The following is a 12423-nucleotide window of genomic DNA, read 5'->3' as shown; positions in this document are numbered from 1 at the left end:
GGACGAGGGTGTCGCGGTGATCATGCCTCAGGACATCACCAGCCAGTCAGCTTTGGACCTGTCGAGTGTCAAACGAATTCCACAGATCCTCGCAGGAGACCTCTCACGACACCAGCTGTGTGAAGGCGACATCGTCTACTCCCGTCGGGGCGATGTTGAGAAGTCCGCTTATGTGACCCCCGACGTTCTTCCTGCGATCTGTGGAACTGGATGCCTTCGTGTGCGCGTTGGAAAGAGCCCAGAGGTGTCTCCGCGTTTCTTGCACTATCGACTTGGTCTGCCCGACACCCGATCCTGGATCGCCCAACATGCCATCGGGGCAACCATGCCAAACCTGAACACCTCGATTCTTTCGTCGGTGCCACTTACGATCCCGGCCCTGGCTGAGCAACAGGCAATCGCGGACGTTCTCGGCGCGCTCGACGAGAAGATCGCCTCCAACTCTCAGATGGTTCGCACTCTGACTGAACTCGCCCAAGCACACATTGAGCACCTTCTCCTAGAATCAAACTCCCAACGCTTGGGTGACTTTACCGATATTCTGATGGGGTCTGCACCCAAGGGAAGCTCATATAACGAGCACGGTGATGGGGTCCTCCTTTATCAAGGAATGAGAGACTTTGGTGAGCGTTGGCCGAGTCCAAGGATCTGGACGACGGCGCCCACACGGATCGCTGAAGCAAACGATATCCTCGTCAGCGTGCGCGCCCCAGTCGGATCCATAAACGTCGCAAGTGAGCGGTGTTGCATTGGACGGGGCCTTGCAAGAATTAGAACGCGGACACCTGCGACGCTTTACCACCTGCTCCGCAGTCAGACGCACATCTTTGCTAGTTTCAATAGCGAGGGAACAGTCTATGGTTCGATCAACAAGGATTCTCTACGGGAACTGCCGCTCATGGTTCCAAACATAGGACTCGAAGCCACTGAGCTCGAGCTCGCACCGTTGGAAGCTCGCATCGGTGCAGCTTTGCGCGAGTCCCATACTCTCGTGGAGCTCCGGGACACGCTGCTGCCGGCTCTCATGGATGGACGCATCCGGGTGAAGGACGCGGTCAGGACGGCCGAGGAGGCATTGTGATCAGCGAAGCCGAGTGGGAACTGGACCTTCTGGAGTGGCTCGGGGAGCTGGCCTGGGAGCCGGGGACCGGCGTTGACATCGAGGGCGACCGGGCATCCCTGTCCGACCTGGTCCTCCACGAGGAATTCCTCTCGGCGCTCCGACGCCTGAACCCGACGGTCCCGGATGAGTACCTGCGCCAGGCGGAGCAGGCAGTCCTGCGCGCCACCTCGCAGGACGCGATCGCTGAGAACAAAGCGTTCCATGACGCCCTCGTCCACGGTTTTCGCGGACTGACGTACGTCGACTCCGCAGGACAGGAGCAGACTCCTACCCTCCGACTCCTCTCCGCCGACCCCGACGAGAACACCTACCGGACTGTGCAGCAGGTACGCATCCGCACCCGCGAGGCGAACCGGCGCTTCGACGTGGTTGCCTATGTCAACGGATTGCCCCTGGTGATCTTCGAGCTCAAACAAGCCGGTTCACCCAACGCCACCATCGAGAAGGCCCACGCCCAGATCGGCACCTATGTCCAGGAGTTCCCACTCGCATTCCGCACTGTCGTCGCCACGGTGATCAGCGACGGCATCTCGGCCCGCTACGGCACACCATTCACGCCCTTCGAGCACTACTCCCCGTGGAACGTCGACGATGTTGGCGCACCCATCGAGCCCGACGCGGAGCACCCCGAGCTCGAGTGGCTCGCTTACGGGCTCTTCGAACAGGAGCGCTTCGTCGACCTCGTCCGCAACTTCATCGCGTTCGACACCACTGATGAAGGCCTCCACAAGCGCATCGCGAAGCCACACCAGTACTTTGCTGTGCGAAAGGCGCTCCAGCGCACCCTCCAGGCGGTTCGCGCTGACGGACGGGCGGGAGTTGTGTGGCACACGCAGGGTTCCGGCAAATCGATGGAGATGGAGCTCTATGCGAACCTCGTCATCACAGATCCCGCCCTGCTCAACCCGACCATCGTGGTCATCACCGACCGCAACGAACTCGACGGACAGCTGTACGAGACATTCCTGCGCTCCCAACTCCTGCCCGAGAAGCCGATCCAGGTCCACCGGCGCAGCGAGCTGCGGGACTCTCTGAGCAGCCGCCTCAGCGGTGGCATCTACTTCACGACCCTGCAGAAGTTCGGACGCACCGACCCAGAGCGGGACGCGGGTCTTGACCACCCGCTCCTCACAGCACGCCACAATGTCATCGTCATCGTCGACGAGGCCCACCGCAGCCACTACGACGACCTCGACGGATACGCCGCCCACCTCCGCCACGCGCTCCCGAACGCGACACTGATTGCCTTCACCGGCACCCCCATCAGCGAAGTGGAGCGCAACACCCGCCAGGTGTTCGGCGACTACATCGATGTCTACGACCTCTCCCGCGCCGTCCAGGACGGCGCAACGGTCCCGGTGTACTTCGAGCCACGGCTCATCGGAGTCGGACTCGCGCGGGACACGACCCCCGAAGAACTCGACGAGCTCGCCGATGAGCAGACCCGCGGCCTTGACGACGCCGAACGCGACCGGGTGGAGCGTTCGGTGGCCGTCCTCAACGCGATCTACGGGGCGCCCGAGCGCATCGAGCGGCTCGCGGCTGACATCGTGACTCGATGGGAGCAGCGGCGCGCAGCCATGGACGAGTCCCTCCAACCCACAGAGGGCGACAAGGACGCCGATCCTCATGGCAAGGGGATGATCGTCTGCGCCACGCGGCAGATCTGCGCCGACCTCTACCGGGAGATCGTTCGACTCCGGCCCGGATGGCACAGCGACGACGTGAGTTCAGGCGCGATCAAAGTGGTCTACTCCGGGAGTGCCTCCGATCCAGCGCCCATCCGTGAACACGTGCGGCGCGACTCCGAGAACCGCACGATCAAGAACAGGCTCAAGGACATCGACGACGAACTCGAACTCGTGATCGTCAAGGACATGATGCTCACAGGGTTCGACGCCCCGCCCCTGCACACTCTCTTCGTCGACCGGCCCCTCAAGGGAGCGCTACTGATGCAGGCTCTCGCCCGCGTCAACCGGACCTTCCGAGGCAAGCAGGACGGACTGATGGTCGCCTACGCGCCGCTGGCGGAGAACCTGCGCAAGGCACTGCTCGAGTACAGTCCCAGTGACCAGAAGCAGCGTCCCCTGGGACGTGACCTCGACCAAGCGGTCTCGGCAACTCGTGAACTTGTCGCCGCCCTCCGCAACCTCCTGCGGGGCCACGATTGGCGGAGCGTCCTCACCGGCAATGACCCCTCCCGCGCCCGCAAGGCAGTGGGCGGCGCGGTCAACTACCTGCGCTCCCCCCGGACTGCCGGCAACCAGGTGGAGGAGGGAGAACCGACGCTCGGCGAACGGTTCCGTGTGCTCTCCTCGCAGCTCGGTCGGATGTGGGCGATCGCGTCCGGAGCAACGACCCTTGATGACCTGCGCGAGGAGATCGCCTTCTACGAAGAGGTCCGGGTGTGGATGGCCAAGTTCGATGCGCGCGAGCGCGAGGCACGAGGGGAAGCGATTCCCGACGAGATCGTGCGTGTCCTGCGCGGAGCGGTGGCCGATGCCACCGGAGCTGGCGAGATCACTGACATCTACGAGGTCGCTGGCCTTTCGCGTCCCGACATCCGCCGTCTCGCGACACAGGGCAGGTCACTGGAGACACACGCGGATGGACCCACTGCCCATCTGGCGATCGAGATGCTGCGCGACCTGTTGCTGAAGGAGGCCCAACAGGTCACGATCCACAATGTCACTCGGAACAAGGCGTTCAGCGAGCGCATCCAGGACCTCATGAACCGCTACACGAACCAGCAGCTCACGGTGGCCGAGGTGATGCACGAGCTCGGGAACCTGGCCGAGGACGTCGCAGCCGAAGCCGACAGGGGGCAACGCTTCGATCCACCACTCAGCCATGATGAGCTCGCCTTCTACGACGCGGTCAGTCAGAACGAGTCGGCCTCGCTTGCCTTCGGTGAAGGGGTGCTCGCACAGATCGCACGGGAACTGGTCGAGGTGATGCGTCGCGACACGCGCACTGACTGGACACAGCGTGACCGTGTGCAGGCGAGACTCCGTACGGAAGTGCGGCGCCTGCTGCGCAAACACCACTACCCGCCCGACAAGCAGCGCGGTGCCGTCGAGCTGGTCATCGAGCAGATGGAGGAGCTCACTCCCGGCTATGCAGTGGAGTGATCTCCCGGGGAGCGCCACACGAGGGCGATTGCGTGGCCCATGTGCCGGCCGTTCGGTCATTGAACGCCGAGCGGAGGACTTCTCACCGAGCCGAGGGGATACGAGGCCTCGTTTCGGTGGGACGTCCCCACCTCAAGGGGTGCTGCTCGACTTGAGGGACATCTCGCTGCTCTGAGTGCGAGGAAGCGACCATCTTGGCGTCGTTGGCAGTCGAACTTCGTGGAACGTCCTCGTCCGCCTGCCCTGCGAAGGCGCCCTCACTCAGCCGACGGCACCTCGAAACCAACTGCGGTCTCCAGCAGCAGGCGGGCACCGAAGCCGGTGGGCCCGCGACGGATCCAGCGGTCCTCAGCAGGCGCCTGGGCGGTCCCGGCGATGTCGACGTGGGCCCAGGGCAGACCGTCCACGAACTCGCGCAGGAACAGGGCGGCCGTGATCTGGCCGGCGTTGATCCCGCCGATGTTGCGCAGGTCCGCCACATCGGAGTCGAGCTCCTTGCGGTAGGCATCGACCACGGGGAACTCCCACAGCGGCTCGTCCACGGTGGCACCCGCCGCCTCCAGCTGGGAGACCATCTCCGGGGAGCTGCCCATGACACCAGCCAGCCGCGTCCCCAGCGCCCGCAGGCACGCGCCCGTCAGCGTGGCGATGTCGATGATCGCGTCCGCCCCGGCCTCGGCCGCCAGCACCAGTGCATCGGCCATGACCAAGCGTCCCTCAGCGTCGGTGTTGAGCACCTCGACCGTCTTCCCACCACGGATCGTGAGGATGTCGCCCAGCAGCATGGCGGTGCCCGAGGGCATGTTGTCGGTGCACATGAGGTACCCGGTGACCTCCGCCGTGCAGCCCAGGTCCCGCAGACCGGTCATGGCAGCCAGGACGTCGCCCGCACCCGTCATGTCGTTCTTCATCTGGGAGTGTGACTCGTCCCCCGGCTTGATGGAGATGCCGCCGGAGTCGAACATGATGCCCTTGCCCACCAGGGCGAGGTGTCCGCTGGGCTCGCCCTCGGGGCGGTAGTGCAGGACCACCATGCGCGGCTCGCGCGCGGAGCCCCGGTTGACCCCGAGCAGGCCACCACAGCCCAGGGTCTCCAGGGAGGCGCGGTCGTGCACCTCGACCTCGAGTCCGGCGGGGACACCGATGGTGGTGGCGACCTCGGCCATCCTCTCGGCCGTCAACAGGTAGGCCGGTGAGGTGGCCAGGTCGCGTGCCAGCAGGGACACGCGCGTCCCGATGAGACCACGGCGGACGCCCTCGTCGGCGGCCTCCCGGGACTCCTCCGCCACGACGATGACGACGCGCGACACGGGCACCTCGGCGGGGTCGGTCGTGCGCAGGGACCAGCGGTGGCGGGCCAGGAGGATGCCCTCGATCGCCGCGGAGGTCACCTCCCCGACACCGACTCCGGCGTCGGAGGGGACGGCCACGGCCAGTGCGGCGTCCCGGGGGACCGCCCGCGCGAAGACCGCCGCCGCGTCACGTACGAGGGCGGACGTGAGGGCGTCGCCCTCGCCGATGCCGGTGGCCACCAGGACGGGGCCGGAGGGGACGGGCAGCGCCAGGGCGGAGCCGATCGCGCCGGTGAAGCCCGCACGCCGCAGCGCGTCGCGGTCCAGACCCAGGGAGTCGGGGACGTCGCCGTCACTGGTGACGGGCACGGCGACGGCCTCGATGTCGTCGGGCAGGTCGGTGACGACGCGGACGTCCAGGCCGGGCAGCGCGGTGTGGGAGGGAACGATGGTGGAGAGGGTGGTGGGATCCATGTGGATCAGCTCCTGGGGTGGAAGGGGTGGGTGGAAACGGATGGGGGGTCGGGGACTCCGGTCGGGCGGGCCTCAAGGCCAGAACTGAGCGGACTTCGAGGTGGGAACTGAGCGGACTTCGGCGAGGGGAGGGTCAGAGGGAGACGGGGGCGCCGGGGCCCCAGGGGATGCCGAGCAGGAACCAGGCCACGAAGATGACGATCCAGGTGACCAGGATCCACACGGTGTAGGGCAGCATGAGCGCAATGATCGTGCCGATGCCCGCGTCCTTCTTGTAGCGCTGGGTGACCGTGACGATGAAGGGCAGGTAGACCATGAGCGGGGTGAGCACGTTCATCGGGGAGTCACCCACGCGGTAGGCCGCCAGCAGGGTCTGGGGAGCGATGTCGAGGGCCTGGAAGATCGGCACGAAGACCGGGGCGAAGATCGCCCACTTGGGGACGAGTCACGGCAGCATGATGTCCAGGACGAAGATCACCAGGATGAACAGCACCAGCAGGATGACGGGTGGAACGGAGGCCTGCTCGAGCACGTGGGCCGCCCAGATCGCGGTGACCGTGGGCAGGTTGGTCCAGTTGAACAGGGCGATGAACTGGGCGATCATCATGAACATCACCAGCAGCCCGCCGAGGGAGGCGAAGGTCTTCGCCACCGCCGCCACCGTCGCATTGCCCCCGCGCAGGGTGCCAGCTCCCACGCCGAAGGCGATGCCGCACACGAGGAATGCGGCGGAGATGACGAAGATCAGGCTCGACATGAACGGGGTGACACCGATGAGGTCCCCGCTGGCCGGGTCCCGCAGGGGTGCGCCACTGGGCAGGGACAGGGCGAGCACCACGACCACCACCACGACCAGCGCCCACAGCGCGTGGCGCAGTCCGCGGCGCTCCGCGACCTCGTCGATCTCGCCGGACTCGGTCGTGGCGACCGCGCCGTCGGACACGTAGGTTCCCAGGCGGGGCTCCACGACCCTCGTCGTGATGAGGGTGACGAGCAGGGCGAGCACCAACGAGCAGAAGACGCCGAAGTAGTAGTTCGCCGTCACCTGCAGGTGGGGGGAGGCGGACCCGAGGACGTCATTGGTGATCTCGGTGATCATCGAGTCCGAGGGGGTGGGGATCACGTTGACGGTGAACAGCGTGCCCACACCGGCGAACGCCCCGGCCATGCCGGCGAGTGGGTGACGGCCCACGGACAGGAAGGCCGCGGCCGCCAGGGGGACCAGGATCAGCTACCCGGCATCCGTCGCCACCGAGGACAGGACACCCCCGAAGATGAGGATGAAGGCCAGGGATCAGCGCGGCGCGATCCGCACCACCGCACGGATGAGGGCCCCCATGAGGCCCGCCTCCTCGGCCACACCCACACCGGCCATGGACACGAGCACCACGGCGACCACACCGAACCCCGCGAAGTGGTCGACGAAGCCCGAGAAGAACTCCCGCAGGCCCTCCACCGAGAGCAGGGAACGCACGGCGACCGTCTGCTCGGAGACGGTGTACTCGGGCAGTTCGGCGATCGTGCCCGTCTGGGTGTCGAAGGGCACGATCGACCCACCCAGGCTCTGGCTGAGCTGCTCGAGCTGCGCCTTGGGGACCTCGGTGACGATCTCGTCCTCCACCGAGACCCCCGCCCAGGCGAGCAGTGCGGAGAGGACCGCGATGAAGGCGATGAGGTAGACGAACATGATCGTCGGGTTCGGGACCTTGTTCCCCAGCCTCTCGATGCGATCGAGGAAGCCGGAGGGCTTCACGTCTGTGGCATTCATGCGGGGGTGCTCCTGTCTGGTGGGATGGGGTGGGGACGGGAGATGTGGGGGACGGGAGGCCTCACGGGGACCACACGGCCGGGACCAGGAGCACGCCGACGAGGAACCAGACCACCATGGTCACGGCCCCGAAGCGCCAGTAGTCCCCGAAGCGGTACCCGGCCGCGGCGCTGACCATCATGTTGGCCGGGGTCGCGATGGGGGTGAGCAGCGAGGCACCTGAGGCGACCGCCAGGGACATCAGCACCATGCGCGTGTCCAGGCCCGCCACCTGTGAGATCGCGACGGCGATCGGGATCATCACCAGGGCCGTGGCGGCGTTGGAGATGACCTGGCCGAGCAGGGCCGTCACCACGAACACGACGGAGAGGACGGCGAAGACGTTCCCGGACCCCGACAGGGACACCACGAGTCCGGCGATGAGGTCCGCCGCTCCGGAGTCGCGGATGGCGACCGACAGGGGGATCAACCCACCGATGAGGACCACCGTCTGCCAGGACACCGAACGGTAGGCCTGGGGCACCGTCACCACCCGGGTGAGCACCATCGCGCAGGCGGCCAGGAGGCCGGCGGCCGCGGGGGCGACGAGGCCGGACGCCAGGAGGACGACCATTCCCACGGTGATCGCCCCCGCCCACCGCGCGGACGCCCCGAGGGGGGCGAGCTGGCGCTGCACCTGGGCGGGACTGTCGACGAGCAGGACGTCGTCGTTGTCCTCGAGCTGGTGGATGGCCGGCCAGGGGCCGTGCAGCAGCAGGGTGTCCCCCTCGGCCAGGCGCACGTGGGAGGTCCCGACGTCCCGGGAACCCCGGCGCAGCGCGAGGACCGTGATGACGCCGCGGCGCATGCCGGTGAAGAAGGACTCACCGATGAGCATGGAGCGCGGGGGCACGATGACCTCCGCCAGCCCGACGTGCTCGTGGAGCATGCGTTCGCGCGACGCACGGGTCAACGGCACCTGGTCCACCTCCAGGGGAGCCGTCCCGGTGAGGCCACGCACCGCCTCCCCGGGTCCCGTGGCGAGGACGGTGTCGCCCTCGTGCAATTGGTCGTCCAGGTCCATCACCTGCCCGTCGCGCCCCTGGACGGCGTAGACCACCGCTCCGTGTCCGCGCAGCCCGCGCGCCGTGAGTGCCTCGACCGGCTCCCTCGCCACCCGCAGCCGGAAGAAACCCTGGTCGATGTCGTAGTGGTCGATGAGCGTGTCGAGGTGGGCCCCGAAGTCGCGCTGGATGGAGGCCCCACGCTCCTCGGGCACCATGCGGCCGAAGAGCGCGGCGACGAGGACGGACCCGGCCACCAGGAAGACACCGGCACCGGCGAACTCGAAGAAGCCGAACTCCCGGCCCACGGACTCCGCGGCGGCCTCGGAGACCATGACGTTGACGACGGATCCGGACAGGGTCAGCAGTGCCCCGGCACTGGCCGCGAAGGCGACGGGCATGAGCAGCGCCGCCGGGCGCACCCCCGTCGAGCGCGCGGTGGCCAGGACCACGGGGATCATCGCGGCGGCCGCGCCATTGGGGGTGACGAGGGCGGAGAGCACCGCCGTCACCAGCATGAGCACCACCAGCAGGGAGATGCGGTCGGAGCGGACGCCCGAGGTGATCCTCCTGCCCACCCACGCGGTCAGGCCCGAGGCGTCCAGACCCTCCGCGACCACGAAGAGACTCGCGATGAAGACCACGACGGGATCCCCGAAGCCACCCAGTGCGGTGTGCAGGTCGACGACCCCCAGGGCGAGGAGGGACAGGGACGTGAGGATCGCCACAACACCCACGGGGACCCTGTTGGAGATGAAGAGGCCCACGCAGACGGCGAGCACGAGGAGGGTGACAGTTGCCTCCGACACGGTCCCTCCGTTCCCCGTCGACCCCGGGTGGATCCGGGTGGGCGGCAGATGTCGTCCGGCCCGCAGGACCGGGGTGCACCAGCGGTTGGCATGGCTGACGACAACCCCGCCACACCCCAGATCCTAGGAGCAACCGGGGCTCCCGGGGCATCCCCGCACCCGGGGTTTCCGAGTCCCGGACGGCGGTCCCCCGACCGGGTCGCAAGGAGGGCTCCCCCCTCCGGGGAGCGGTCGGGACGGCGGCGCAGGGGTTCCCCGGAAGGCGGGAGGAGCATTAAGGTAAGCCTGCCCTCACGTAATTGAGGGCACCGTCACCGCCTACAGGAGGTCCCCGTGCTCCGTGCCCGTCTCACCGCTGCGATCATCGCGACGGCCGCCCTCGCCCTCACCGGATGTTCCGGCGGCGCCGCGCAGTCAGGGGATGCCGCCACCTCAGGGGACACCCAGAGCTCCGGCGCCTCCTCCACCACGCTGGCCGACGGCACCTTCCCCGTCACGATCGAGCACGCCTACGGCTCCACCACCATCGAGTCCCAGCCCGAACGTGTCGCCACGGTCGCCTGGGGCAACCACGAGGTCCCCCTGGCGCTCGGCATCGTGCCCGTGGGCATGAGCAAGGCGACCTGGGGCGACGACGACGGGGACGGCGTGCTGCCCTGGGTGGAGGACAAGCTGGAGGAGCTGGGCGCCGAGACGCCCGTCCTCTTCGACGAGACCGACGGCATCGACTTCGAGGCCGTCGCGGACACCCAGCCCGACGTCATCCTCGCGGCCTACTCCGGCCTCAGCCAGGAGGACTACGACACGCTGTCCAAGATCGCCCCGACCATTGCCTACCCCGGGGTGGCCTGGGGGACGTCCTACGAGGACATGATCCGCCTGAACTCCGAGGCCATCGGGCTGGCCGCCTCGGGCGAGGCACTCATCGAGAACCTGCACGCCACAGTGGAGGCCGCCCTGGACGAGCACCCGGCCCTGAAGGACGCCAAGGTCCTCTTCTCCTACCTGGACCCCACGGACTTCAGCCAGATCGGCTTCTACACCAGCCACGACACCCGCCCCGGGTTCCTCGAGTCCCTGGGCCTGCCCGCGCCCTCCGTCGTGGAGGAGGAGTCCGCCAAGACCGACGCCTTCTACACCACCGTGTCCGCCGAGCAGGCCGACCGCTTCGACGACGTCGACGTGTTCGTCACCTACGGCGACGCCGACGGCTCGATCATCGACCAGCTCCAGGCCGACCCGCTGCTGTCCCAGATCCCCGCGATCAAGGACGGCCACGTCGCCATCCTCCAGGACTCCACGCCGCTGGCGGCCTCGGCCAACCCCTCGCCCCTGTCGATCCCCTGGGGGATCGACAAGTACTTCGACCTCCTCGCCGGGACACTCGACCAGGCCGACTGAACCCATGAGCACCACCGCGCCCGCCCTGGGCCAGCCGCTGCCGGACGTCGCACCCCTGCGACGCCCGGCAGCGGTGCGCCTGGCATGGCTGGGGATCGTCCTGGCCTGCCTGGCGCTGCTGTGCATGGCATCGGTGGCCTTCGGTGTGCGATCGGTGGGCCCCTCGGACATCCTCGCCGCCCTCGCGGGCGACGCCACGGGCGTCGACCGGGCCGCCGTGGTGGCCCGCATGCCGCGCACCGTGCTGGCCGTGGTGGTGGGGGCGGCGCTGGGCATGTCGGGCGCCAGCATGCAGGCCGTCACCCGCAATCCCCTGGCCGACCCGGGGATCCTCGGGGTCTCCAGCGGCGCCGCGTTCGCGGTCGTCGTCGGCATCGCCTTCTTCGGGATGTCGAGTCCCCACGCGTACATGCTGGTCGCCATCCTCGGCGCGGCCGGTGCGGCGGCCTTCGTCTACACCGTGGGCTCCCTGGGTGGAGGCGGGGCGACACCGCTCAAGCTCGCCCTGGCCGGTGCCGCCATCTCCGCGGCCTTCACCTCCCTGACCAGTGCCGTCCTACTGCCCCGTGTCGACGTCATGGAGTCCTTCCGTTTCTGGCAGATCGGCGGCGTGGGCGGCGCCACCTGGGAGCGCACCCTGGCGGTGCTGCCGGTCCTGGGTGCGGGCGCGCTGGTCTGCCTCGCCGCCGCACGCGGTATGAACTCCCTGGCCCTGGGCGACGACATGGCCTCATCCCTGGGTGAGAACGTCGCACGCACACGTCTCATCGCCTCCGCGGGAGCGGTGGTCCTGTGCGGGGCCGCGACCGCGGTGGCCGGCCCCATCGGCTTCGTCGGGCTGGTCGTGCCCCACCTGTGCCGGCTCCTCATCGGCACCGACCACCGCTGGCTGCTGCCCTTCTCCGCCGTGACGGGAGCGGGCCTGCTGGTCGCCGCGGACATCGTCGGTCGCCTGGTGGCGCGTCCCTCCGAGGTCGAGGTCGGCATCGTCACCGCCGTCATCGGAGCCCCGTTCTTCATCTGGATCGTGCGGCGTCAGAAGGTGAGGGAGCTGTGAGCACGCAGACCCGCAGGTCCGACGGTTCCACCGGGGGCGCCCTCGTCGACCTGGACGCGCCCCCCACCGCACCCGCACACCCGGACGCCCCGGCGACCTCGCGCGCGGAGGCTGGCGCAGGTTCCCGCGCCCCACGGACCGCGGTCGGGGACACCCCCACCCCGGGGCCCGCCACCGGACCCGCCGTCGCCACCGTCGTGGCGGGCCCCCCCGCCCGCCCCCCCCGCCCCCCGCTCCCCCCCCCCGCCCCCCCCCCCCCGGTCCTCGCCCCCCCCCCCCCCTCTCTCTCTTTTATACCCCTCTCCCTCCCCCCCCGAAAAAAGGG

The 12423-nt window shown here is 68.3% G+C and carries 6 protein-coding genes and 1 pseudogene; 4 read left to right on the top strand and 3 right to left on the bottom strand.

The features are described from left to right. The first annotated feature begins 22 nt into the window (after positions 1-22). Together BQ9890_RS12270 and BQ9890_RS12265 are read left to right on the top strand one after the other, a co-directional pair. Entirely contained in the window at positions 23-1081 is a 1059-nt protein-coding gene (locus BQ9890_RS12270) for a restriction endonuclease subunit S (protein ID WP_230298036.1), read from the top strand. After that, positions 1078-4254: a type I restriction endonuclease subunit R gene (locus BQ9890_RS12265; RefSeq protein WP_075891865.1), complete on the top strand. Its 3177-nt coding sequence runs from the start codon at positions 1078-1080 to the stop codon at positions 4252-4254. Before BQ9890_RS12270 ends, BQ9890_RS12265 begins: the two co-directional genes overlap by 4 nt. 257 nt (positions 4255-4511) lie before the next feature. On the opposite strand, the gene BQ9890_RS12260 is transcribed toward BQ9890_RS12265, so the two are convergent. The 3 genes and pseudogenes from BQ9890_RS12260 to BQ9890_RS12250 all read right to left on the bottom strand — a co-directional run bounded on the left by BQ9890_RS12260 (position 4512) and on the right by BQ9890_RS12250 (position 9640). Further along, positions 4512-6020 (bottom strand): leucyl aminopeptidase family protein, encoded by a 1509-nt coding sequence (locus BQ9890_RS12260; RefSeq protein ID WP_075891864.1) that lies wholly within the window; start codon positions 6018-6020, stop codon positions 4512-4514. 133 nt (positions 6021-6153) lie between these two features. Next, positions 6154-7788, bottom strand: a pseudogene (locus tag BQ9890_RS12255) (AbgT family transporter). 61 nt (positions 7789-7849) lie between these two features. Continuing rightward, positions 7850-9640, bottom strand: a complete 1791-nt coding sequence (locus tag BQ9890_RS12250) for an SLC13 family permease (protein ID WP_075891862.1) — start codon at positions 9638-9640, stop codon at positions 7850-7852. A gap of 333 nt (positions 9641-9973) precedes the next feature. On the opposite strand from BQ9890_RS12250, the gene BQ9890_RS12245 reads away from it, so the two are divergent. Further along, on the top strand, positions 9974-11041 hold the full coding sequence (locus BQ9890_RS12245; RefSeq protein ID WP_075891860.1) for an iron-siderophore ABC transporter substrate-binding protein: 1068 nt from the start codon (positions 9974-9976) through the stop codon (positions 11039-11041). A 4-nt stretch (positions 11042-11045) separates the two neighbouring features. Further along, positions 11046-12098: a FecCD family ABC transporter permease gene (locus tag BQ9890_RS12240; RefSeq protein ID WP_075891858.1), complete on the top strand. Its 1053-nt coding sequence runs from the start codon at positions 11046-11048 to the stop codon at positions 12096-12098. Positions 12099-12423: the final 325 nt, after the last annotated feature.

Origin of the sequence: Actinomyces provencensis (assembly GCF_900155435.1) — a bacterium.
Taxonomy (GTDB): Bacteria; Actinomycetota; Actinomycetes; order Actinomycetales; family Actinomycetaceae; genus Pauljensenia; species Pauljensenia provencensis.
The sequence above is the reverse complement of the archived record's forward strand: the minus strand, read 5'-3'. Positions and strand labels throughout refer to the sequence as shown.